We start from the raw sequence: 23,077 nt of genomic DNA, 5'->3' as shown, positions 1-23,077 counted from the left end.
ACTCGTCCCCGATGCGGCACATTCCGCCCGCGAGGCCGAACCGCGCGGCGAACCGGCGCGTATCTCCCTGGGAGCGGCCGGTCCTGCGAGAGCCGGTCCTCGGGTGAAAGGGGCCGACATGCTGCTGGGAGCTTCCTGGCGATCGAGAACGGTGCGGGTCGCGGTGGCCGCCGCCGCGCTGTGCGTCCCGCTGGCCACGGGCTGCGCCACCGCGTCCGGCGAGTCCACCCCCTCCGCGACGACGGCGGCGGCGGGCGCGGGCGGGACGACCGGCTACCTGGAGGAGGACGTCCAGTTCTCCCTGCAGATGATCCCGCACCACCGGCAGACGATCGAGCTGGCCGAGCTGTCCGACGGCCGTACCTCCGACGCCTACGTGCGGCGGCTCAGCGCGAAGATGATCGAGGACGAGCAGGCCGACATCACGCTGATGTCGTCCTGGCTGCGCTCCTGGAACGTGAACCCGCCGCCGGAGGACACGGCGGGGCACGACATGCCGGGCATGCTCGGCCCGACGCAGATCGCGGAGCTGAAACGGCGCTCGGGCGGCGAGTTCGACCGCATGTGGCTGACCCTGCTGGCCAAGCACCTCGACAGCGGCGTGCAGATGGCGGAGACGGTCCAGGGCAAGGGCATCCACGGGCCCACCGCCGAGCTGGCCGGCAAGATCATCGCCAACCAGCGCAAGCTGATCGACGAGATCGTCAAGCAGGTGGCGTGAGCCGGCGCAGCAGGTAAGTGTCCATGATCCAGCCCTTGCGGGCCCGCGCCTCGGCGCGCAGCTCGCGGATGCGGCCGGCGACCTCGGGCACCGGACCGGACACCAGGATCTCGTCGGGAGTGCCCAGGTAGGCGCCCCAGTAGATGTGGAAGTCGGCGCCGGCCCCGGCGAACGAGCAGTGGGCGTCCAGCATGACGACGACGTCGTCGGCGGTGGCGCCCTCCTCGGCCAGGCGGCGGCCGGTGGTGAGGTGGACCGGCCGCGCGACCCGGGTGAGGCCGACGCGGTGCCGCGCGGTCAGGGCCGACACGCTGCTGATGCCGGGGATCACCTCGTGGTCGAAGGTGACGTGCCCGCGCTCCAGCACCTCCTCCAGGATGGCGAGCGTGCTGTCGTACACGCCGGGGTCGCCCCACACGAGGAACGCGCCGGTCCGGCCGTCCTCCAGCTCGTCGCGGATGAGCCGCTCGTACACCTGCGACCGTCGCGAGCGCCAGTCCTCGACGGCCTCGGCGTAGGCGGGCGTGGTCCGGTCGCGCTCGGGGTCACGCGCCTCGACGATCCGGTACGGCCCGCGCCCGTGGGCCTCGATGAGGTCCTGCCGCAGGCGTACCAGCTCCTGCTTGGCCTCGCCCTTGTCCACGAGGAAGAACACGTCGGCCGCGGCGATGGCCTTGGCCCCCTGCAGGGTGAGATGGTCGGGGTCGCCGGCGCCGATGCCGATCACGAGGAGCCGCTTCACTCGTAAGAGTGTGCCAGAGCATACGATATTGCCTCGCGAGTCCCCGAGGAGGCATGTGAACCTGGTTGAGCGCGGTGACGGTTTTGCCGAGTTCTGGCGGGAGCGGCACCTGTGCACGCTGTCCACCGCCCGGCCCGACGGGGCCCCGCACGTGGTGCCGGTCGGCGCCACCCTGGACCTGGCCGCCGGCATCGCCCGCGTGATCACCTCCGGCACCTCGCGGAAGGCCCGGCTGGTCGCCGCCGCGGGGCCCGAGGGGGCGAAGGTGGCGCTCTGCCAGGTGGACGGGCGCAGGTGGTCGACGTTGGAGGGCCGGGCCGTGGTGCGCGCCGAGCCCGACCAGGTCGCCGACGCCGAGCGCCGCTACGCCGGGCGCTACCGCGAGCCCCGGCCGAACCCCGCGCGGGTGGTCCTGGAGATCCGGGTGACGCGCGTCCTGGGCAACGCGTGATCACGGTCGTCGGGATCGGCGCCGACGGCTGGGACGGGCTCACCGCCCCCGCCCGTGACGCGATCTCGGCCGCCGGCGTGCTGATGGGCGGGCGCAGGCAGCTTGACCTGGTGCGCCCGTCACGGGCCGAGCGGGTGGCCTGGCCGTCGCCGCTGCTGCCCGCGCTGCCGGGGCTGATGGAGACGTACGCGGGCCGCGAGGTGTGCGTGCTGGCCAGCGGCGACCCGATGTTCCACGGCATCGGCTCCACGCTCGTGCGGCTGCTGGGCGCCGGACGGGTGCGGGTGCTGCCGCACGTGTCGTCGCTCGCGCTGGCGTGCGCGCGGCTCGGCTGGCCGGCGGAGGAGGTCGCGGTGGTCAGCCTGGTGGGCCGGCCACCGGCCGCGCTGAACGCGGCCGTCCTGCCGGGCCGGCGCGTCCTCGTGCTCGGCTCCGGCCGCGACTCCCCGGCCGTGGTCGCCGGGCTGCTCACCGGCCGCGGGTACGGGCCGAGCCGGCTGAGCGTGCTGTCCGACCTGGGCGCGCCCGCCGAGGCCGCGCTGCACGGCACCGCCGAGGAGTGGACGGCGTCCGCCCCGTCGGCGCTGAACGTGATCGCCGTCGAGTGCGTCGCCGGGCCGCACGCCGAGCCGCTGCCGCTGGTGCCGGGACTGCCGGACACGGCGTACGAGCACGACGGGCAGCTCACCAAGCGGGAGGTGCGGGCCGTCAGCCTGTCGCGGCTGGCGCCGCTGCCCGGCGAGCTGCTGTGGGACGTGGGCGCGGGGGCGGGCAGCATCGCGATCGAGTGGCTGCGCTGCGACCCCTCCTGCCGGGCCGTCGCCGTGGAGAGCAGGGCCGACCGGGCCGCCGCGATCCGGCGCAACGCCGACGCGCTGGGGGTGCCGTCTCTGCGGGTGGTCGAGGGGCGGGCCCCGGCGGCGCTGGACGGGCTGCCCGAGCCAGGCGCGGTGTTCGTCGGCGGCGGGGCGACCGTGCCCGGCCTGCTGGAACGTTGCTGGGACGCGCTGCGGCCGGGCGGCCGGCTCGTGGTCAACGCCGTCACCGTGGAGTCGGAGGCGGTGGTCGCGGGCTGGTACGGGCGCCTCGGCGGCGACCTGGTGCGCCTGTCGGTGCAGCGGGGATCGCCGGTGGGCGGCTTCACCGGCTGGCGGGCGATGATGCCCGTGACGGTGTGGTCGATCACCAAGGAGGACCGTGTGGCCGATCACCGGGAGGGACGGGCCGTGACCGGGTGCGCGGCCGGAAGGGACGAGGCGTGACCGTCTTCTTCGTCGGGGCGGGTCCCGGCGCGGCCGACCTGATCACCGTGCGCGGGCTGCGGGTGCTGGAGTCGTCGCCGGTCTGCCTGTACGCGGGATCGCTGGTGCCGCCCGAGCTGCTCGACTCCTGCCCGGCGGGCGCCCGGCTGGTCGACACGGCGAACCTCACCCTGGACGAGATCGTCGCCGAGCTGGCCGGGGCGCACCGGGCCGGGCTCGACGTGGCGCGGCTGCACTCGGGTGACCCATCGGTGTTCAGCGCCATGGCCGAGCAGATGCGCCGCCTCGACGCGCTCGGCGTGCCGTACGAGGTGGTGCCCGGGGTGCCCGCGTTCGCGGCGGCGGCGGCCTCGCTGGGCCGCGAGCTGACCGTGCCCGGCGTCGGCCAGACGGTGATCCTCACCCGCACCTCGGCCAGGGCCACCCCGATGCCCGAGGGCGAGGACCTGGCGACCCTGTCGGCGAGCCGGGCCACGATGGTGCTGCACCTGGCCGTGCAGCGGATCGACGCGGTCGTGGCGGAGCTGCTGCCCGCCTACGGGGCCGGCTGCCCGGTGGCGGTGGTGGCGCGGGCCGGCCGGGCGGACGAGCTGATCCTGCGCGGCACGCTGGCCGACATCGCCGAACGGGTCCACGAGGCGGGTGTCCGGCGGACGGCGGTCATCGTCGTGGGGCGGGTGCTGTCGGCGTCGGAGTTCCCCGACAGCCACCTCTACAGCGCGGCGCGGGAGCGCGCGTGCGGGTCCTGATCCTCGGCGGGACGGCGGAGGCGCGGGCGCTGGCCGCCGAGCTGGACGCGGCCGGGGTGCCGGTGGTGTCGTCGCTGGCCGGGCGGGTGACGAACCCGCGGCTGCCGGTCGGCGAGGTGCGCGAGGGCGGCTTCGGCGGCCCCGAGGGACTGGCGGCGTGGCTGGCGGCCGAGGGCGTGGCCGCGCTGGTCGACGCGACCCACCCGTTCGCCGCCCGGATGACCGCCTCGGCCGCCGAGGCGGCGCGGGCCACCGGAGTGCCGCTGCTGGTGCTGCGGCGGCCCGGCTGGCGGGAGGGGCCTGGCGACGCCTGGCAGCGGGTCGGCTCGCTCCGGGAGGCGGCCGAGCGGCTGGCGGCGCCCATGCGGGTGTTCCTGACGACGGGGCGGCGGAGCCTGCCGGCGTTCGCTGGGGTGCCCGGGGTGTGGTTCCTGGCCAGGTCGGTGGACCCGCCGGAGCCGCCGGTGCCCGCGAACGCGCACGTGCTGCTCGACCGCGGGCCGTACACGGTGGAGGGTGAGCGGGCGCTCGTCCGCGAGCACCGGCTCGACGTGCTGGTCACCAAGGACAGCGGCGGCGCGATGACCACCGCGAAGCTCGTCGCGGCCCGCGAGCTGGGTCTCGCAGTGATCATGGTGGACCGCCCGCAGCCCCCGCCCGGCGTCCGGCTGGTGGAGACCGTGGCGGAGGCCGCCCGGTGGGCGCGGGGGCACGCCGGGTAGCTCCTCGCCGGTCGCCGCGCCGATCGCCGGGGCCCGCGAGGAGGCGGCCCGCCTCCCGCTCCGGCCCGGCCCTCCGGCTAGGGGTAGCGGCGCGGGGTGTAGACGACGCCCCCGCCGGTCACCCGGGTGGTCGAGGAGCCGATGATCAGCAGGCAGCGCATGTCCACCTGGCCTGGGTCGAGTTCGCCGAGGGTGGTGACGGTGACGCTCTCGCCGTCGCCGCCGACGTTCCGGCCGATCACCACGGGTGTGGCCGGGTCGCGGTGCTCCAGCAGCAGGTCGCGGGCGGCGGCCACCTGCCAGGTTCGGCTGCGCGAGGCCGGGTTGTAGATCGCCAGCACGAGGTCGGCCCGGGCGGCGGCGGTCAGCCGGGCGGCCACCACGTCCCACGGCTTGAGCAGGTCCGACAGCGACAGCACGCAGTAGTCATGGCCGAGGGGCGCGCCCGCCCGGCTCGCCACCGCCTGCGCGGCCGTCAGCCCCGGCACCACCCGCACCGGGACGCCGGGGAAGTCCTCGGCCGCCTCCAGCACGGCACTGGCCATCGCGAACACCCCCGGGTCGCCGGACGACACCACCGCGACGCGGGCGCCGGCCCTGGCCAGCTCCAGTGCGTGCCTGGCCCGTTCCGCCTCGACCCGGTTGTCGGTGCGGTGCCGCGTCTGGCGCGGGTTCGGCGGCACCCGGTCCACGTACGGGCCGTACCCGACCAGGTCGGTGGCCGCCGCCAGCGCCTCCTGCGCCTCGGGCGTCAGCCACGGCCGCCCGGCGGGACCCAGCCCCACCACGCTCACCTCGCCGCTCACCTCACCGGAGGCGGGGGCCGTCACGGGCGGCGGCACGAACGTCCGCTCGGCCGGGCTGGCCAGCAGGGCCAGCGAGAAGTACGGCACCCCCTCGGGATCGACGTCCTTGAGCGGGGCGACCCGTTCGGCCCCCATGGTGGCCCGCTCCACGTACCAGGCGTCGTCCAGCCGCCCCGCCTCGGCGAGCGCGTCGCGCACCTTCCCGAACGTCCGGCCCAGCTTGAGCACGGCCGCCGAGTCGGTGTCGCGCAACCGGTCGGCGAGCACGTCGCCGGGCAGCGTCCCCGGCAGCACGGTGAGCACCTCGTCCCGCTCCACCAGCGGCCGTCCCAGCACGGCCGAGGCCGCGCTGACCGACGTCACGCCCGGCACCACCTCGGTCGGGTAGCGGTGGGCGAGCCGCTTGTGCATGTGCATGTACGACCCGTAGAAGAGCGGGTCGCCCTCCGCCAGCACCACCACGGTCCGGCCCCTGTCGAGGTGGGCGGCCAGCCGCCCGGCGCAGCCGGCGTAGAAGTCGTCCAGCGCCCCCTGGTAGCCGCCGGGATGGTCGGTGGTCTCCGTGGTCAGCGGGTACAGCAGCAGCTCCTCGATCTGCCCGTCCCGCAGGTACGGCAGGGCGATCGACCGGGCGATGCTGCGGCCGTGCCTGGCGGCGTGGTAGGCGATGACGTCTGCCTCGCCGATGAGCCGGGCGGCCTTGACCGTGACCAGCTCGGGGTCACCCGGCCCCAGCCCCACCCCGTACAGCCGTCCCTCACCCATGATCACTCCACCTCGCTCGCGATGGCGTTGACCGCCGCCGCCGCCATCGCACTGCCGCCCCTGCGGCCGTGCACCACCAGGAACGCAAGGCCGCTGCCGGCCAGTGCCCGCTTGGACTCGGCCGCGCCGATGAACCCCACCGGGATCCCCAGCACCGCCGCCGGCCGGCCCGCTCCCTGGACGACGAGTTCGAGCAGGCGGAACAGCGCGGTCGGCGCGTTGCCGATCGCCACCACGGCGCCGTCGAGCCGGTCGCGCCACAGGTCCAGGGCGGCGGCGCTGCGCGTGGTGCCGAGCCGTCGGGCGAGGTCGGGCACGCCGGGGGCGCCGAGCGTGCAGACCACGTCGTTGCCGGCGGGCAGCCTGCTCCGGGTGACACCGGAGGCGACCATCGTGGCGTCGCACAGCACCGGCGCGCCCGCCCGGAGCGCCCGCCGCGCCCCGGCGACCACGCCCGGCGAGAAGGCCAGGTCGTCGACCAGGTCGGTCATCCCGCAGGCGTGGATCATCCGCACCGCGACGCCCGCGACGTCGGCCGGCAGGCCGGACAGGTCGGCCTCGGCCCTGATGGTGGCGAACGACCGCCGGTAGATCTCGGCGCCGTCGCGGACGTACCCGTCCCACGGGTCGCCCGTGTGCGTGTCGATGGTCACTGTGTCCTCTCCTGGTAACCGTGGTGGTAGCCGTGGCCGGTGGCGACGAGCTGGACGACGGGGCCCTTCGGCAGGCCGCACCGCCGTTCGCAGCCCGACCAGTGGACCGGTGTCCCGGCTGCGGTCACTCGGCCCGCCACCCACCGGGACGCGTCCGCCTGGACGTCGGCCAGTGACTTCGCGCAGCCGGGGCGGCCGGTGCAGGCCGTCACGCCCACCCAGGGCGAGTCCGGGTCGGTGACCAGGCCCGCCTCCGCCAGCCGGTGGGCGACCCGCCCGGCCCGGTCGGGGTCGAGGCCGGGCAGCACGACGGTCCGCCAGGGGGTGAGCCGCACCATGCCGGCGGCCTGCGCCTGGGCGGCGAGGGCCTGCGCCTGGACGGCGGTGAGCCGGCCGAGGGGGACCACCGCCTCCAGCGCCACCCGGCCGTCCCGCTGCTCGACGAGCCCGGCGCGCTGCCCGCGCGGCGACCGCCGGGGTACGGGGGTCACGGTGCCGCCCAGCCGGGCCGCCACCCGGGCGGGCCCGTCCGGCAGCTCGCCGATCCGCCACACCGAGCCGGCCTGAGCGTGGCCCTCGGGCGGCCGCCGTTCGTCCAGGAACGCCTCGGCGGCGGCGAGCATGAGCGCGACCGGGTCGCCCGAGGTGCGGGAGAGCCGGGCGTCCGCCAGGAGGAGGCCGTCGGGCGTGTACGTGACGTCGGCGCCCAGCCCGGCCACGTCCCCCGTGCCGTCGTCCAGCGCGAACAGGAAGCGCCCCGGCAGCCCGGCCAGCCGCGCCCGCTCGCACAGGGCCCGGTCCAGCGCCGCCACCAGCGGCTGCGTCTCCACCACGCCCCCGGGCCCGCGCCCGTTCAGCGGCGAGGCGACGATGTTGCGCACCCGCTCGTGCGAGGCCGAGGGCAGCAGCCCCGCGCCGGCCATCCGGGCAGCGAGGGCAGCACCGGCGTCCGAGGCGGGGGCGGGGCGGAGCCCGCGCACCTGGACGTTCGCCCGGGAGGTCAGCTCGATCACCCCGGAGCCCAGCTCCGCCGCGCACGCGGCCAGCTCGCGCAACTGGCCGGCGGTCACCGCCCCGCCGGGCAACCGGATCCTGGCCAGCGCGCCGTCAGCCGCCTCGTGCGTCTGGAGCGCCCCCGGACAGGAGTCCGGCCGCATGCGCCGGAAGGGACCGGCTTCGGAAAGGTGCATGGTCACTCCAGATCTCGCTGCCGTACGCTTGCGTCAGGCGATGGCAAAGGGAGGAAGCCGGTGCGAAACCGGCGCGGTCCCGCCACTGTGACCGGGGAGCGAACCCCACCACGAGGCCACTGCCCGGCGACGGGCGGGAAGGCCGGGGTGAGCGTCGATCCGGGAGCCAGGAGACTCCTGCCGTCGCGACACCCGCGACCGGGGCGAGGACCCCGAGGGAGGACTCCCGCGTGCCTGGCGACAGCCGTACCACCGTCCTGCTGCTCTCCACCTCCGACACCGACCTGCTCAGCGCCCGCGCCGGCGGCGCCCCCTACCGGCTGGGCAACCCCGCCCGGCTGACGGCCGAGGACCTGCCCCCGCTGCTCGACGGCGCCGACCTGGTCGTGGTCCGCCTGCTGGGCGGGCGCCGCGCCTGGGAGGAGGGGCTGGACCACCTGCTGGCCGGCCCCCGCCCGGTGGTGGTGCTCGGCGGCGAGCAGGCGCCCGACGCCGAGCTGATGGAGCTGTCCACGGTCAGCGCCGGCACCTGCGCCGAGGCGCACGCCTACCTCGCCCACGGCGGGCCGGCGAACCTGGCCGAGCTGCACGCGTTCCTGTCCGACACGGTCCTGCTCACCGGACACGGCTTCGCGCCGCCCGCGCCCGCGCCGCCCTGGGGCCTCCTGGAGCGCACCGCGCGCCGCGCGGACGGGCCCGTCGTCGGCGTGCTCTACTACCGCGCCCACCACATGGCGGGCAACACCGGGTTCGTCGAGACGCTCTGCCGGGCCGTCGAGGACGCGGGCGGCCGGGCGCTGCCCGTCTTCTGCTCGTCGCTGCGCACGGCCGAGCCGGAGCTGTTCGAGACGTTGCGGGCCGCCGACGCGCTGGTCGTGACGGTGCTGGCGGCGGGCGGCACCCGTCCCGCCACCGCCGGCGCCGGCGGCGACGACGAGGCGTGGGACGTGGGCGCGCTCGCCGAGCTGGACGTGCCCATCCTGCAGGGGCTCTGCCTGACCGGCAGCAGGCAGGCGTGGGAGGAGAACGACGACGGTTTGTCGCCGCTCGACGCCGCCTCGCAGGTGGCGATCCCCGAGTTCGACGGCCGGATCATCACGGTGCCGTTCTCGTTCAAGGAGATCGACGAGGACGGGCTGACCGTCTACGTGGCCGACGCCGAGCGGGCCGCCCGGGTGGCGGGCATCGCCGTGCGGCACGGTCTGCTCAGGCACACCCCGCCGGCCGAGCGGCGGCTCGTGGTGATGCTGTCGGCCTACCCGACCAAGCACTCCCGGATCGGCAACGCGGTCGGCCTGGACACCCCCGCCAGCGCGGTCAGGCTGCTCGCCCGGCTCGCCGAGGCCGGCTACGACCTGGGCGACGGCTTCCCGGGCGTGCCCGAGCAGGACGGTGACGCGCTGATCCACGCCCTGATCGCCGCCGGCGGCCAGGACCCCGACTGGCTGACCGAGGAGCACCTCGCCGGCAACCCGGTGCGCATCCCCGCAAGCTCGTACGAGCAGTGGTACCGGACGCTGCCCGAGGACCTGCGCGCGGGCATGGAGCGGCACTGGGGGCCGCCGCCCGGCGAGCTTTTCACCCACGACGGCGACATCGTGCTGGCCGCGCTGCGGGCGGGCAACGTCGTGGTGATGGTGCAGCCGCCCCGCGGCTTCGGCGAGAACCCGATCGCCGTCTACCACGACCCCGACCTGCCGCCCAGCCACCACTACCTGGCCGCCTACCGGTGGCTGTCGGCGGAGTTCGGCGCGCACGCCATGGTCCACGTGGGCAAGCACGGCAACCTCGAATGGCTGCCGGGCAAGTCGGCGGGCATGTCCGCCTCCTGCGCCACCGACGCGGCCATCGGCGACCTGCCGCTCGTCTACCCGTTCCTGGTGAACGACCCCGGCGAGGGCACCCAGGCCAAGCGGCGCGCGCACGCCGTGCTCGTGGACCACATGGTGCCGCCCATGGCCCGCGCCGAGACGTACGGCGACATCGCCCGGCTGGAGCAGCTCCTCGACGAGCACGCCTCGATCGCCGCCATGGACCCGGCCAAGCTGCCCGCCATCAGGGCGCAGATCTGGACGCTGATCCAGGCGGCCCGGCTCGACCACGACCTCGGCCTGACGGACCGGCCGCACGACACGGAGTTCGACGACTTCCTGCTGCACGTGGACGGCTGGTTGTGCGAGGTGAAGGACGCGCAGATCCGCGACGGCCTGCACGTGCTCGGCCGGGCGCCGACCGGTGGCGACAGGGTGAACCTGGTGCTCGCCATGCTGCGGGCCAGGCAGCTGTGGTCGGGCCGCGAGACGCTGCCCGGCCTGCGCGAGGCCCTGGGCCTGGCCGAGGACGGCACCGCCGGGCTGGGTGAGGTGGACCGCGCCGAGGCGACCGCCCGTGCCCTGGTCGAGTCCATGGAGGAGCGCGGCTGGTCCCCCGAAGCCGCCCCCGAGGTCGCGCGGCTGGTGCCCGGGGAGCGGCACGAGCCGGTGGCGCGCATCCTCGTGTTCGCCGCCACCGAGATCGTGCCCCGGCTGGCCCGCACCACCGACGAGCTCGACCACGTCCTGCACGCCCTCGACGGCGGCTACGTCCCCGCCGGGCCCAGCGGTTCGCCGCTGCGCGGCCTGGTCAACGTGCTGCCGACCGGCCGCAACTTCTACTCGGTCGACCCGCGGGCCGTGCCGAGCCGGCTCGCCTGGGAGACCGGGCAGGCCATGGCCGACTCGCTGCTGGAGCGCTACCGGGCCGACACGGGCGAGTGGCCGCGCTCGGTGGGGCTGTCCGTCTGGGGCACCAGCGCGATGCGGACCGCCGGCGACGACGTGGCCGAGGTGCTCGCGCTGCTCGGCGTCCGCCCCGCCTGGGACGAGGCGTCCCGCCGGGTGGCCGGCCTGGAGCCGGTGCCGCTCGCCGAGCTGGGCCGGCCCCGCATCGACGTGACGGTCCGCATCAGCGGCTTCTTCCGGGACGCGTTCCCGCACGTGGTCGGCATGCTGGACGACGCCGTCCGGCTGGTCGCCGGGCTGGACGAGCCGCACGAGGACAACTACGTGCGCGCCCACGTCGCCGCCGACGCCGAGGCGCACGGCGACACCCGCCGGGCCACCATGCGGATCTTCGGCTCGGCGCCCGGCGCGTACGGGGCCGGGCTGCTGCCGCTCATCGACAGCCGCAACTGGCGCGACGACGCCGACCTGGCCGAGGTGTACGCGGTGTGGGGCGGCTTCGCCTACGGCCGTGACCTCGACGGCGTCCCCGCCCGCCAGGACATGGAGAGCGCCTACCGCAGGATCGCCGTGGCGGCCAAGAACGTCGACACCCGCGAGCACGACATCGCCGACTCCGACGACTACTTCCAGTACCACGGCGGCATGGTCGCCACGGTCCGCGCCCTCACCGGCCGGGCGCCGGCCGCGTACGTCGGCGACAGCACCCGCCCCGACGCCGTGCGCACCCGGACCCTGTCGGAGGAGACCGCCCGGATCTTCCGGGCCCGGGTGGTGAACCCCAACTGGCTGGCCGCGATGCGCCGGCACGGCTACAAGGGCGCGTTCGAGCTGGCCGCGACCGTGGACTACCTGTTCGGCTACGACGCCACGACCGGGGTGATGGCCGACTGGATGTACGACAGGCTGACCGCCGCGTACGTGCTGGACCCGGAGAACCAGGCGTTCATGGCCAGGTCGAACCCGTGGGCCCTGCACGGCATCGCCGAGCGCCTCCTGGAGGCCGCCGAGCGCGGCATGTGGGAGCACCCGGACCCTGAGCTGTTGCGCGGTCTGCAAGAGGTCTACCTCAGGACCGAAGGGGATCTGGAGGACGACACCAGCCGCTGAGCCGACGCCGGCCGCCCCGCCCAGTGCAGGTGCAGGTAGGTGGCCGTGAGGAGGGCGTCGCCGAACCCGTCGCCGCCGCCCTCCCACCGCAGCAGCGGCTCGGCGTCCGTGACCAGGGTCGTCCGGTGGAACTCGTGCCCGGTGAAGCGCTCGCCCGGCCTGGTCAGCAGCGACGCCCGGGTCGCCGTGGCCTCCCGGTAGCCGAGCGTCAGCCGGTCCGTCATCCGGGCCACGCCGGGCAGCCGGCCGCACATCCGCCGGCCGTCCAGCTCGCGGCAGAGGTAGAGCAGGCCGGCACACTCGGCGACGACGGGGCCGGCGAACGCGGCGACCTGCTCGCGCAGGGATTCGTTGGCGGCCAGTTCGGCGGCGTACACCTCGGGGAAGCCGCCGCCGATCACCAGCGCGCCGGTGCCGTCGGGCAGCCTCTCGTCGCGGAGCGGGTCGAGGACGGCGATGTCGGCTCCGGCGGCGCGCAGCAGCTCGACGTGCTCGGCGTACCCGAACGTGAACGCCGCCCCACCGGCCACCGCCACCACCGGCCGCGCCCCGGCCGGCCCCGCCGCCGACCGGCCCGGGTCCCCCGCCGCGTCCACCGCGTCCACCGCGAGCGGCGTCCCGCCGTCCGGTTCGCCGGTCTCCGCGAGGGCCCGTACGGGGTCCCAGGGGGTCGCGTCCAGCGGCGGGGCGGTGCGCGCCAGCCGCAGCACGGCGTCGAGGTCGCACTCCCGCGCCACGAGCGCGGCCAGCCGGTCCACCGCGGCCAGCGCCTCGGCCTCCCGCTCGGCCGCCGGCACCAGCCCCAGGTGGCGGGACGGCGTGCAGACGGCGTCGTCGCGCCGGATCGCCCCCAGCACCGGGACGCCCGCCGCCGCCAGCGCGGCCCGGCACAGCTCCTCGTGCCGGTCGGACCCGACCCGGTTGAGCACCACGCCGCCCACCCGCACCCGCGGGTCGAACGTCGCGAACCCGTGCACCAGCGCCGCCACCGACCTGCTCTGCCCGGCCGCGTCCACGACCAGCACGACCGGGGCGGCGAGCAGCCGGGCGACGTGCGCGGTCGAGGCGAGGTCCGTCTCCCCCCTGCCGTCGAACAGGCCCATCACGCCCTCGACCACCGCCACGTCGCACCCCGCCGCCCCGTGCAGGAACAGCGGGGCCACCCGCTCCTCGCCGACCAGCCACGGGTCCAGGTTGCGGCCCGGCCGGCCGGTCGCCAGCGCGTGGTAGCCGGGGTCGATGTAGTCGGGCCCCACCTTGTGCGGCGACACCTGGAGCCCCCGGGCGCGCAGCGCCGCCATCAGGCCGGTCGCCACGGTCGTCTTCCCGCTCCCGGAGGAGGGGGCGGCGACCACGAGCCGCGGGATCACCACTCGATGCCCTTCTGCCCCTTCTGGCCGGAGTCCATGGGGTGGCGCACCTTGCCCATCTCCGTCACCAGGTCGGCCGCCTCCACCAGCCGCTCCGGCGCGTCCCTGCCGGTGATCACGACGTGCTGGGCGCCCGGCCTGCCGGTCAGCGTGTCCAGCACGTCGTCGAGGTCGAGCCAGCCCCACTTCAGCGGGTACGTGAACTCGTCCAGGACGTAGAACCGGTAGGTCTCGGCCGCCAGGTCGCGTTTGATCTGCTCCCACCCTTCGCGGGCGTCGGCCGCGTGGTCCTCCTGGGCGCCGGGGCGCTGGATCCACGACCAGCCCTCCCCCATCTTGTGCCAGGCGACCGGCCCGCCCTCGCCGGAGGCGCCGAGGATCTTGAGCGCCCGTTCCTCCCCGACCCGCCACCTGGCCGACTTGACGAACTGGAACACCCCGACCGGCCAGCCCTGGTTCCAGGCGCGCAGCGCCATGCCGAACGCCGCCGTCGACTTGCCCTTGCCCGGCCCGGTGTGGACCATCAGCAGCGGCCTGGCGCGGCGCTGCCGGGTGGTGAGCCCGTCGTCCGGCACGACGGCCGGCTTTCCCTGCGGCATGTCAGACCGCCTTCCGGTAGTCGCGGACCGCCGAGCCCAGGTCCGACAGGGCGTCGAGCGGGAGGAGCCGTGCGCGCAGCCGGGCGGCCAGCCGGACGGCCAGGCCGAGCCGTACGGGACCGCTCTCGCAGTCCACGACGACGCTCGCCGTGCCGTCGAGCAGCCCGGCCGCCCGCTCCACGTCGCCGCCGGCGGTGGCGCGGCCGTCGGTCACCAGGACGAGCAGCGGGCGGCGGGCCGGGTCGCGCACCCGCTCCACCCGCAGCACGTCCGCCGCCTTGGCCAGCCCGGCGGCCAGCGGGGTGCGGCCCCCGGTCGGCAGCGAGCGCAGCCGGGCCGCGCCCGCCTCCACCGACGAGGTGGGCGGCAGCACCACCTCAGCAGCGGTGCCCCGGAAGGTGACCAGGCCCACCTTGTCGCGGCGCTGGTAGGCGTCCAGCAGCAGGCTCAGCACCGCCGTCTTCACCGCGGTCATCCGCCTGCGGGCGGCCATCGACCCGCTGGCGTCCACCACGAACAGCACGAGATTGCCCTCCCTGCCCTCGCGCACCACCTCGCGCAGGTCGTCCGCGCGGAGCAGCAGGCCGGGCCCGGTGCGGCCCCGCGTCCTCTGGTGCGGCGCGGCGGCGAGGATCGTCGCGGTGAGATGCAGGCCGTGCAGGCGCCCGCGGGGCCGCCGCGCGCCGGTGACGCGGCCGTGCGCGCTCCGCGCCCGCGACCGGCGTCCCGCCGCACCCTCGCCCAGGCCCGGCACCTGCAGCAACGGCACCCGGTACGGCTCGGCGGCCCCCGCCGGCCGCCCTGCGGGGGCCGCCGGCCGAGAGCCCGCCGGCCCGTCCACAGCCTGTGGACCGGCCTCCGCCGTCCCGGCCGCCTGGCCGTCCACACCCTGTGGACGCGAACCGGCGTCCTCCCGCGACGTCTCCGAACCGAGCCCCGCGCTCTCCCCGGACGACCCGCCGTCACCAGGACCGAGACCGTCGGGTCCACCACCCACGGGACCGCCATCCCCGGGCCCGTCCGGACCGTTTGGACCGTTTGGACCGTCGGGATCGTCGGGATCGTCGGGACCGGACGTCTCCTCCAGCAGCCGCTCCAGCAGCTCCTCGTCGAGGCCCGGCGCGTCGAACGGATCGCGCCGGCGCCGGTGGGGCAGCGACAGCCGGGCCGCCGCCCGCACGTCGTCGGTCGTCACCACCTGCCGGCCCTGCCAGGCCGCATGCGCCATGGCCGCGCTCGCCGTGACCAGGTCGGCACGCAGCCCGTCCACCTCGAACGCCGCGCACACCGTGGCGATCTGCCTGAGCCGGGCGTCCGGCAGCCGCACGCCCGGCAGCCGGTCACGGGCCCGCGCGATCCGCCCGGCCAGCGCCGACTCCTCGGCGGCCCACCGGCCGGCGAACTCCTCCGGTCCGGCCTCGAAGGCGAGCCGCCGCCTGACCACCTCGGCCCGTTCGCCCGGGTCGCGGGAGGCGCGCACCTCCACGGTCAGCCCGAACCTGTCGAGGAGCTGCGGGCGCAGCTCCCCCTCCTCGGGGTTCATGGTGCCCACCAGCAGGAAGCGGGCCGCGTGCCGGACCGACACGGTCTCCCGCTCGACGTAGCAGGTGCCCAGGGCGGCGGCGTCGAGCAGCAGGTCCACGAGGTGGTCGTGGAGCAGGTTGACCTCGTCCACGTACAGCACGCCGCGATGGGCGGCGGCCAGCAGCCCCGGCTGGAACGCCTTGACGCCCTCCGTCAGCGCCCGTTCCACGTCGAGGGCACCGACGAGCCGGTCCTCCGAGGCGCCGACCGGCAGCTCCACCAGCGCGGCGGGGCGGCGCAGCCGCTGCTCGCCGGGTTCGTGCGGGCCGTCGGGGCAGGCGGGGTCGGGCGCGGCCGGATCGCAGGCGAACCGGCACCCGGTCACCGCCTCCACCGGGGGCAACTGGGCGGCCAGAGCCCGGACGATCGTGGACTTGGCGGTGCCCTTCTCCCCCCGGACGAGCACGCCGCCCACACGCGGGGAGACGGCGTTGAGCACCAGCGCCAGCTTCAGGTCGTCGAGCCCGACGACGGCGCTGAACGGGTAGGTGGCGATCACGCGGCGACCTTCCGGTTGACATGGGCGACCCGCCAGCCGCCCCGGGTCGGGGACAGCGCGGTGATGGACAGCGGTGCGACGTCGAACCTCGCGGCGGAGAGCGGGTCCAGGCCGAGCGCGTGACCCAGCGCCGCTCTGATCGCTCCGGCGTCGCAGACGACCACGACCTCCTCCGGAGGCGCGGAGCCGAGCCAGGCGGCGACGCGCGCCGCCTGCGCGGCCAGACTCTCGCCGCCGTGCGGGGCCGCGCGCGGGTCGGCGAGCCAGCTCGCCAGACCGTCCGGCTCCTCCCGCGCGACCCGTCCGTACGGCAGGCCGCCCCACCGCCCGAAGCCGGGCTCGGCCAGCTCCGGCACCACAGAGGCCACCAGGCCCATGGCCGAGGCGGTCTGCCCGGCGGCCACCGCCGGCGCCGCGAACGCGGGCCGGCCGGCGACCGTCTCCGCCAGCGCGGCGGCCCGGGCGAGGCTCGCCGGGTCGGCCGCCTCCCCCGGGGCGGGGAAGCGGGCCCCGCGCATGCCGGGTGTGCTCGCCTGCCTGACGAACAGCACCCCGGTCAGGCCGCGGCCACGGGAGCGGCCTTCGGCACGCGGGCCGCCCGGTCGCAGGCCCAGCCGAACAGCGCGCCGAAGGCCGCCCAGAAGACGAGCTGCGTGCCCAGCGACGCCAGCCTGAACTCCCACAGCAACGTCGCGGGGAAACCCTCCGGCACCTCGTCCACCGTCGGCAGCAGCAGCCAGGCGGCCACCACCGGCACGAGGAACGCCGCCACGGCCGCGGCCCAGCGCGCCCACGGACCGGCACCGACCTGCCGCGCCGTCGCCACGGCGATGGCCGTCGCCGCCAGCCCGACCAGCACCATGACCACGTACAGCAGCGTCCGGCCGGTGATCGTCTCCGGGTCGCCCACCGCCGGCGGGTTGGCCGGATATTTCATGAACGGTACGAGAATGACCGCCACGAACGCGACACCTGCGGCGGCCAGCCCCAGCCCGCCCTCGGACCTGGGCCCGACGCGCCCGCGCAGTCCCGCGTACACCAGGGCGAAGATCCCGCCCACGGCCAGCCCGTAGAGCCCGGTCGCGAGGAACAGCCCGGCCTTCTGCACCGGCCTGCTCACGACGGCGCCGTGGTCATGGTCATGGTCATGGTCCGCGTGGCCCGCCGGAGCGGCGGCGGCCTCCTCCAGGGCGATGGCGCTCTCGACCCGCGGTTCACCGACGGCGAAGGCGAAGGCGCCCGCGATCAGACCGGCCACGAGCCCGAGCAACAGGCCCCTGACCAGCAGGGTGCGCACCACCGGCGCCCCTAGTGGCACGGCACGCCGAGCAGATGCCGCCCGTCGTGCATGAGTTCGTGCAGGTAGGTGCCCGCCTGGGAGACGGCGCCGTTGTCCATCAGCACCAGGTAGGCGACGAGCAGCAGCACCGGTACGCCCAGCAGCAGCCACGGCCGCAGGCGGGGCAGGGGAAGGGTGGACGGAGTGGACAGACCACTCATGCGAGCCTCCTCGGGGATGACGCGTCCCAGCCAGTGAGGTCACGATCGCCAAGCGACCTGGCTCCCGGGATCTTCGTCCCGGATACAGTGGCGCGTCCGCACCGGCATCTCACCGGATTTCCCTTGGACGACCGTGAAATCTACCGGAACGTATCCCTTCCTCCCCTTTGCGTCAACACCTGGACCGTGCCGCGTCACCGCGCGTCGATGGGCCCGCCCAGCCGGGCGACGTCGTCCACGGCGTCGCCGATCAGCTTGTCGGCCAGGTCCATCAGCGCCCGCCCGGCCGCCAGCTCGTCGCCGATCTCCGGCACCGGGCGGTCACCGGGGTTGCGCCTGGCGACGCCCACGCTCTCGTGCCACTTGCTGTCCCGGGCGTACAGGACGGCACGCGCCTGCGTGCGCTCGTCACCGTCGTCCTCGCTGATGTAGATCTGTACGGTCCACTGCTTGGCCTGCATGACTCCCCCTCGCTGGTCCCCTCCTCCCAGCATCCGCCGGGCACGGGACCCTTGGCCACCCTGGCGGGCATGCCTTTCGCCCGTGCCCACCCGTGTGGTCCGGGCAAGGGCCGAAGGTCCCGGCTGCCGGGGACCTGAGCGGGTGTCGCCCCGTCCCACCACTCCCCTAGCGTCTCTGCCCCGGAACCCCCTCACCCTGCCCCGCCCCGCGGCGACTCGGCCCTCGCTGAAAGGGAGTACCTCGTGACCGCACGGACCGGCCCGCCCCCGCTCCCGGCCCCCTACGACCGGATGCTGTCCGCGTACGCCGCGGCGCTGGCCGGTTCCCGGCTGGCCTGCTCCAGCAGGGCCACGTACCTCTCCCGCGCCAGGCGCTTCCTCGCCTGGACTGCCGGAACGACGGCCGGGGACGCGCCGCTGGCCGAGATGACCGCGGCCGTGCGGACGGCACGCGCGTACCGCCTGCACCTGGAGGGCGGCGGCTACGCCCGCGGCACGATCGACAACCACCTCATCGCGGTCGAGGACTTCTTCGCCCGCAGCGGCCTCGGCTCGACCGGCCTGCGCCCCGGCTGAGGAGACGCCCCGGCCTGCCTCTCGTCCACGACGGAAAGGACTTTGGTCCCTGTTCCGGACATAGCACCGGCCATCATCATGGGGGGATGATTTCGAGCGACATGGGTGGACCGTCGAGGTGACGTCCCGCAACCTGGAAGAGCTGTCGACGGCCGAGGCCCTTCGCCTCCTGGCCGGGGTGCCGATCGGCCGCGTCGTGTTCACCCGCCACGCGCTGCCCGCGATCCGGCCGGTGAACCACCTCGTCGCCGACGGGCAGATCGTCATCCGGTCCAACCCGGGCACCGTCCTCAGCGCGGAGGTGGCGCCGTCGGGTGCCGTGGTGGCGTTCGAGGCCGACGAGCTGGACTCCGACCGGCACCTCGGCTGGAGCGTGATCGTCACCGGAGTCGCCCGGCTGGTGGACGATCCGGAGGAGGCCGCGCACTACAAGGCGCGGCTTCGCCCGTGGGTGTCGGGAGAGATGGACCAGGTGGTCCGCATCAGCCCCGAGATCGTCACGGGCTTCCGGCTGAGTCCCGCCTCCCCCGCGACGACATAGCCCACCCGCCGCCGCACGACGTCCATCCGCGCGCCGACCGCCTCCCCCCGCCGCGTGGTTCACGGACGGCGCCCCTCCCCGCCGGCGAGCAGCCAGGCCGTGGCCGTCAGCGCCGCGCCCGACCCCGTCAGCACCGCCCCCAGACCGACGACCAGCGTCGTCACCTCCCATGCCTGGTAGGCGTTCAGCAGCGAGGCGCGCAGCATCTGCCCGGTGAACGCCGTCTGCCGCAGCGCGGCCAGCTTCTCGTCGGCGCCTCCGGCCGCCATCAGGTCGGCGCTGACCTCGGCGTAGGTCCGGCCGCCCGTCGCCGCTCGCACGTTGCCCTCGATCACCTGCGCGTACCGGCGGGCCTCGGGCCCCGTCAGCACGGCCCGGCCCGCGTCGGCGGCCGGCCCCTTGTCCGGGAAGGTGATCGACTGCCCGCGCAACTCGGACCGGATCTCGGCACGCCCCTTCCCACCCCTGACCACCATGACCGGTCCCGCGACCAGCATCGCGGCACCGGCGGCACCCAACAGCGCCACCGCCGTCCTTCGTACAAGACTCATCTCGCGCTCCTCCTTGGCGACCACGGCGGCCCCTTTCGGAGCCGCCCTCCGAGTCTTCGATCGCCGGACGCGCGGCGTGAGGGCCACTGGTCCCGGCGACGGGGCCCGAAGGTCCCATCCGCGCCGGCGGGGCGACCGCTTGCACGGGGCCGCGTCGCGGGGTCACCCTGAAGAGGAGGGGTACGGTCGCGATCGGGGAGGTGACCTCGGATGGGTGCGACGGCGACCGTTCGAGACCTGCCTGACGCGCTGCACGACGACGGGCGGCTGGCGGCCCGGACCGCGGGGCGTCACCCCGCCGTGTTCCTCGACTACGACGGCGTGCTGACCCCCATCGTCGACCGGCCCGAGGACGCCGTGATCTCCGACGGGATGCGCGACACCGTCCGCGCCCTCGCCTCCCGGTGCCCGGTGTGCGTCGTCAGCGGCCGGGACCGGACGGTCGTGCAGCGGTTGATGGGCGTCGACGACCTCGTGGTGGCGGGCAGCCACGGCTTCGACATCTGGAGCCCCGAGGAGGGCGTGATCGCGCACGATCCGGCGCCGGGATCGGCGCACCTGATCGCCGAGGTGACCGAACGGCTCCGGGCCGAGACGCAGGCGCTCGACGGGGTGATCGTGGAGCCGAAGCGGTCGTCGGTCGCCGCGCACTACCGGCTCGCGGCCCCGGAGGACCGCGAACGGGTCGCCGACGTGGTGCGGTCGCTGCAGGCCGAGCATCCCGACGACCTCAAGATCCTGCCGGGCAAGATGGTGTACGAGATCCAGCCGAACGTCGACTGGAACAAGGGCAGGGCCGTGCTCTACCTGCTCGACGTACTCAAGCTCGACCCCGACCGGTTCGTCCCGCTGTACCTGGGTGACGACCTCACCGACGAGGACGCGTTCCGCGCGCTGCGCGGCCGCGGGATCGGCATCATCGTCGGCCGCCCGGACGACGCCGAGGTGGCCGACCGGCCGACGGCGGCGGAGTTCTCGCTGGCCTCCCCGGAGGAGGTGGAGCGCTTCCTGGCCACCTTGGCGTACTAGCCGCGCCGGACGCGCTCGGGGGGGCGCCATGCAGGGCTTCACACTCACCTACGACGACTACGACCCGGCAGCCGAGGCGCTGCGGGAGGCGCTGACCTCGACGGGCAACGGCTACTTCTGCACCCGGGGCACGGCCGAGTGGGAGGACATGGGCTCCGTCCACTACCCGGGCACCTACGCCCACGGCGGCTACAACCGGGAGACCTCGCTCTTCGGCGGAAGTCCGGTGCTGAACGAGGACCTGGTCAACCTGCCGAACTGGCTGGTGTTGAAGCTGCGGATCGGGGGCGAGGCCGCCGTCCGATTCGGCAGCGTCGAACTGCTCGACTACCGGCACTCGTACGACATCCGGTTCGCGCTGGTGCGGCGCGACCTGCGCTTCCGCGACCGCGCCGGGCGGGTGACGACCCTGATCAGCCGCCGGTTCGTCAGCATGGCCCACAGCCACCAGGCCGGGATCGAGTGGACTCTGATCCCCGAGAACTGGTCGGGCCACGTCGAGATCGTGACCGCGCTCGACGGCCGCGTCGCCAACCGGATGGTCGCCCGCTACCGCGAGCTGGAGGGGCGTCACCTCGACCCCGTGTCGCCGCGGACGTTCGGACACGACATCATCGCGCTCAAGGTGCAGACGCGCCAGTCGAACATCTACGTCGCCGAGGCCGCGCGGACGCGGGTGTTCCTGGGCGGCAGGGCCGCCGACGTGGAGCGCGACCTGTACCAGATGGAGGACTACATCCAGCAGATCCTCACGTTCGACGTCGAGGAGGGCGAGCCCGCCCGGCTGGAGAAGATGGTCTCCCTGTTCACCTCGCGCGACAACGCGATCACCGAGCCCCTGACCGCCGCCGGCCGGCACGTGCTCCGCTACCCGCGCTTCGACGAGGCGCTGGACGAGCACCAGTCGGCGTGGACCGAGCTGTGGGAGGGCTGCGACATCCAGCTCCCCCGCGAGCCGCGCGCCCAGTTGCTGCTGCGCCTGCACGTCGCCCACGTGCTGCAGGTGTGCTCCCGCCACACCGCCCGCCACGACGCCGGTGTGCCGGCCCGCGGCCTGAACGGGGAGGCCTACCGCGGGCACGTCTTCTGGGATGAGATGTACGTCTATCCGTTCCTCAACCTGCGCCTGCCGGAGATCACCCGGGCGCTGCTGCTGTACCGGTACCGGCGGCTGACGGAGGCGCGGGCCGCCGCGTGCGAGGCGGGCTACCGGGGGGCGATGTTCCCGTGGCAGAGCGGCAGCGACGGCACGGAGGAGACGCAGCAGGTCCACCTCAACCCGCTGTCCGGGCAGTGGGATCCCGACCTCAGCCACAACCAGCGCCACGTCAACGCCGCGATCTTCTACAACGTGTGGCGGTACTACCAGGCGACCGACGACCTGGAGTTCCTGCGCGACTACGGCGCCGAGTTGCTGCTGGAGATCGCCCGGTTCTGGGCGTCGATCGCCCACTTCAACCCCGGCAGGCAGCGGTACGAGATCCACGGGGTGATGGGCCCGGACGAGTTCCACGAGCGCTACCCCGGCGCGGAGGAGGCCGGGCTGCGCAACAACGCCTACACCAACGTCATGGTGGCCTGGATCAGCGCGACCGTGCCGGAGGTGCTGAAGCTGCTTCCGGCCAGCCGCGCCGCCATGCTGCGCAGGATCCTGGAGGTCACGGACGAGGAGCTGCGCGTCTGGGAGGACATGAGCCGCCGGATGTACGTCCCGTTCCACGACGGCGTCATCAGCCAGTTCGAGGGCTACGCCGACCTGGAGGAGCTCGACTGGGACCACTACCGGGCCACCTACCCCAACATCCAGCGCCTCGACCGCATCCTCAAGGCCGAGGGCAGGGACCCGAACGCCTTCAAGGTGTCCAAACAGGCCGACGCGGTGATGCTGTTCTTCCTGTTCGGCCACGGCGACCTCCAGATGATCTTCAAGCGGCTCGGTTACGCGTACGACCGTGACCTCGCCCGGCGCACCATCGAGTACTACGACCGCCGCACCTCCCACGGCTCGACGCTCAGCTTCGTCACCTTCGCCGGGGTGCTGGCCGGCCTCGACCCGCCGAGCTCCTGGGACCGGTTCATGGTGGCGCTGGAGAGCGACGTGAACGACGTGCAGGGGGGCACCACCAAGGAGGGCATCCACATGGGCGTCATGTCGGGCACCCTCGACCTGCTGCAGCGGAGCTACGTGGGCAGCAGCATCGACGACGAAGGTGTGCTGCACCTGCAGCCGCGGCTGCTCGACCGGCTCGACGGGGTGGGCCTGTGCATGCGGTTCCGGGGCAACTCACTGCGGCTGAGCGTCAAGGGGGACGAGCTGACCGTCCTCGTCCAGGCCGAGGGGTTCCGGGGGCCGTTGCGGGTGTGCATCAGCGGTGACCTGCGCGAACTGACCCCGGGCCGCGCCTACGTGTTCCAGGTTCCCGGCCAGGCGTCCTCGGCGCACCCGCGGCCCTCCGGCGACGGGAGATGAGCCGCC

General features: G+C 74.9%; 22 protein-coding genes and 1 riboswitch. Of the genes, 10 read left to right on the top strand and 12 right to left on the bottom strand.

The features are described 5' to 3' along the window. The first annotated feature begins 118 nt into the window (after positions 1–118). Positions 119–721, top strand: coding sequence for a DUF305 domain-containing protein (locus FHU36_RS13190; RefSeq protein ID WP_185083997.1), 603 nt, complete (start codon positions 119–121; stop codon positions 719–721). On the opposite strand, the gene cobF is transcribed toward FHU36_RS13190, so the two are convergent. Further along, a complete protein-coding gene (gene cobF / locus FHU36_RS13185; RefSeq protein WP_185083996.1) occupies positions 705–1,463 on the bottom strand; it encodes a precorrin-6A synthase (deacetylating) in 759 nt (252 codons plus the stop codon). The two genes, FHU36_RS13190 and cobF, sit on opposite strands and share 17 nt — an antisense overlap. A gap of 55 nt (positions 1,464–1,518) precedes the next feature. Between cobF and FHU36_RS44335 the strand changes: the two genes are divergently transcribed. From FHU36_RS44335 to FHU36_RS13165, 4 genes are read left to right on the top strand one after another with little or no spacing between them, the layout of a single operon-like run. Beyond that, entirely contained in the window at positions 1,519–1,914 is a 396-nt protein-coding gene (locus FHU36_RS44335) for a TIGR03618 family F420-dependent PPOX class oxidoreductase (RefSeq protein ID WP_312891561.1), read from the top strand. Further along, positions 1,911–3,176, top strand: coding sequence for a precorrin-6y C5,15-methyltransferase (decarboxylating) subunit CbiE (gene cbiE / locus FHU36_RS13175; protein WP_185083994.1), 1,266 nt, complete (start codon positions 1,911–1,913; stop codon positions 3,174–3,176). The genes FHU36_RS44335 and cbiE overlap by 4 nt, the downstream gene beginning before the upstream one ends. Then, positions 3,173–3,925, top strand: coding sequence for a precorrin-4 C(11)-methyltransferase (cobM, locus tag FHU36_RS13170; RefSeq protein WP_185083993.1), 753 nt, complete (start codon positions 3,173–3,175; stop codon positions 3,923–3,925). The genes cbiE and cobM overlap by 4 nt, the downstream gene beginning before the upstream one ends. Beyond that, entirely contained in the window at positions 3,913–4,647 is a 735-nt protein-coding gene (locus tag FHU36_RS13165) for a cobalt-precorrin-6A reductase (RefSeq protein WP_312891560.1), read from the top strand. Before cobM ends, FHU36_RS13165 begins: the two co-directional genes overlap by 13 nt. Positions 4,648–4,724: 77 nt before the next feature. Here the strand turns inward: FHU36_RS13165 and FHU36_RS13160 are convergent, their stop codons facing one another. Genes FHU36_RS13160 through FHU36_RS13150 form a run of 3 tightly spaced genes read right to left on the bottom strand, consistent with a single transcriptional unit; the run spans position 4,725 to position 8,061 of the window. After that, positions 4,725–6,218: a precorrin-2 C(20)-methyltransferase gene (locus FHU36_RS13160; RefSeq protein ID WP_185083992.1), complete on the bottom strand. Its 1,494-nt coding sequence runs from the start codon at positions 6,216–6,218 to the stop codon at positions 4,725–4,727. A 2-nt stretch (positions 6,219–6,220) separates the two neighbouring features. Next, positions 6,221–6,871 (bottom strand): precorrin-8X methylmutase, encoded by a 651-nt coding sequence (locus FHU36_RS13155; protein WP_312891559.1) that lies wholly within the window; start codon positions 6,869–6,871, stop codon positions 6,221–6,223. Then, positions 6,868–8,061 carry a ferredoxin-like domain-containing protein gene (locus FHU36_RS13150; RefSeq protein WP_185083991.1) on the bottom strand — a complete coding sequence of 398 codons (1,194 nt, stop codon included), beginning with the start codon at positions 8,059–8,061 and terminating at the stop codon, positions 6,868–6,870. Before FHU36_RS13150 ends, FHU36_RS13155 begins: the two co-directional genes overlap by 4 nt. Positions 8,062–8,067: 6 nt before the next feature. Then, a riboswitch (cobalamin riboswitch) is annotated at positions 8,068–8,257 on the top strand. 34 nt (positions 8,258–8,291) lie between these two features. Between FHU36_RS13150 and cobN the strand changes: the two genes are divergently transcribed. Continuing rightward, on the top strand, positions 8,292–11,891 hold the full coding sequence (gene cobN / locus FHU36_RS13145) for a cobaltochelatase subunit CobN (protein WP_312891558.1): 3,600 nt from the start codon (positions 8,292–8,294) through the stop codon (positions 11,889–11,891). Here cobN and FHU36_RS13140 read toward each other — a convergent pair. The 7 genes from FHU36_RS13140 to FHU36_RS13110 form a co-directional block, all read right to left on the bottom strand. Further along, positions 11,846–13,261, bottom strand: coding sequence for a cobyrinic acid a,c-diamide synthase CobB (locus FHU36_RS13140; RefSeq protein WP_185083990.1), 1,416 nt, complete (start codon positions 13,259–13,261; stop codon positions 11,846–11,848). The two genes, cobN and FHU36_RS13140, sit on opposite strands and share 46 nt — an antisense overlap. Further along, positions 13,258–13,860: a cob(I)yrinic acid a,c-diamide adenosyltransferase gene (gene cobO / locus FHU36_RS13135; protein ID WP_185083989.1), complete on the bottom strand. Its 603-nt coding sequence runs from the start codon at positions 13,858–13,860 to the stop codon at positions 13,258–13,260. Before cobO ends, FHU36_RS13140 begins: the two co-directional genes overlap by 4 nt. Before the next feature lies 1 nt (position 13,861). After that, positions 13,862–15,943: a magnesium chelatase subunit D family protein gene (locus tag FHU36_RS13130; RefSeq protein WP_185083988.1), complete on the bottom strand. Its 2,082-nt coding sequence runs from the start codon at positions 15,941–15,943 to the stop codon at positions 13,862–13,864. Next, positions 15,940–16,494, bottom strand: coding sequence for a histidine phosphatase family protein (locus FHU36_RS13125; protein ID WP_185083987.1), 555 nt, complete (start codon positions 16,492–16,494; stop codon positions 15,940–15,942). Before FHU36_RS13125 ends, FHU36_RS13130 begins: the two co-directional genes overlap by 4 nt. 5 nt (positions 16,495–16,499) lie before the next feature. Continuing rightward, complete coding sequence (locus tag FHU36_RS13120; protein ID WP_185083986.1) at positions 16,500–17,243, bottom strand: CbtA family protein; 744 nt, start codon at positions 17,241–17,243, stop codon at positions 16,500–16,502. A gap of 8 nt (positions 17,244–17,251) precedes the next feature. Further along, a complete protein-coding gene (locus tag FHU36_RS13115; RefSeq protein WP_185083985.1) occupies positions 17,252–17,443 on the bottom strand; it encodes a CbtB domain-containing protein in 192 nt (63 codons plus the stop codon). Between the two features lie 194 nt (positions 17,444–17,637). Further along, on the bottom strand, positions 17,638–17,904 hold the full coding sequence (locus FHU36_RS13110; RefSeq protein ID WP_185083984.1) for a DUF1876 domain-containing protein: 267 nt from the start codon (positions 17,902–17,904) through the stop codon (positions 17,638–17,640). 243 nt (positions 17,905–18,147) lie between these two features. On the opposite strand from FHU36_RS13110, the gene FHU36_RS13105 reads away from it, so the two are divergent. Both FHU36_RS13105 and FHU36_RS13100 read left to right on the top strand, forming a co-directional pair. Beyond that, positions 18,148–18,480, top strand: a complete 333-nt coding sequence (locus FHU36_RS13105; RefSeq protein ID WP_185083983.1) for a site-specific integrase — start codon at positions 18,148–18,150, stop codon at positions 18,478–18,480. A gap of 118 nt (positions 18,481–18,598) precedes the next feature. Then, positions 18,599–19,021 (top strand): pyridoxamine 5'-phosphate oxidase family protein, encoded by a 423-nt coding sequence (locus FHU36_RS13100; protein ID WP_185083982.1) that lies wholly within the window; start codon positions 18,599–18,601, stop codon positions 19,019–19,021. A 59-nt stretch (positions 19,022–19,080) separates the two neighbouring features. Here the strand turns inward: FHU36_RS13100 and FHU36_RS13095 are convergent, their stop codons facing one another. Beyond that, a complete protein-coding gene (locus tag FHU36_RS13095; protein ID WP_185083981.1) occupies positions 19,081–19,572 on the bottom strand; it encodes a hypothetical protein in 492 nt (163 codons plus the stop codon). Positions 19,573–19,782: 210 nt separating this feature from the next. On the opposite strand from FHU36_RS13095, the gene otsB reads away from it, so the two are divergent. Both otsB and FHU36_RS13085 read left to right on the top strand, forming a co-directional pair. Continuing rightward, positions 19,783–20,601, top strand: a complete 819-nt coding sequence (otsB, locus tag FHU36_RS13090) for a trehalose-phosphatase (protein ID WP_185083980.1) — start codon at positions 19,783–19,785, stop codon at positions 20,599–20,601. Between the two features lie 28 nt (positions 20,602–20,629). Then, positions 20,630–23,071 carry a glycoside hydrolase family 65 protein gene (locus tag FHU36_RS13085; RefSeq protein ID WP_185083979.1) on the top strand — a complete coding sequence of 814 codons (2,442 nt, stop codon included), beginning with the start codon at positions 20,630–20,632 and terminating at the stop codon, positions 23,069–23,071. Positions 23,072–23,077 lie beyond the last annotated feature (6 nt).

The sequence above is a fragment of the Nonomuraea muscovyensis genome, assembly GCF_014207745.1.
Lineage (GTDB): Bacteria > Actinomycetota > Actinomycetes > Streptosporangiales > Streptosporangiaceae > Nonomuraea > Nonomuraea muscovyensis.
The sequence above is the reverse complement of the archived record's forward strand: the minus strand, read 5'-3'. Positions and strand labels throughout refer to the sequence as shown.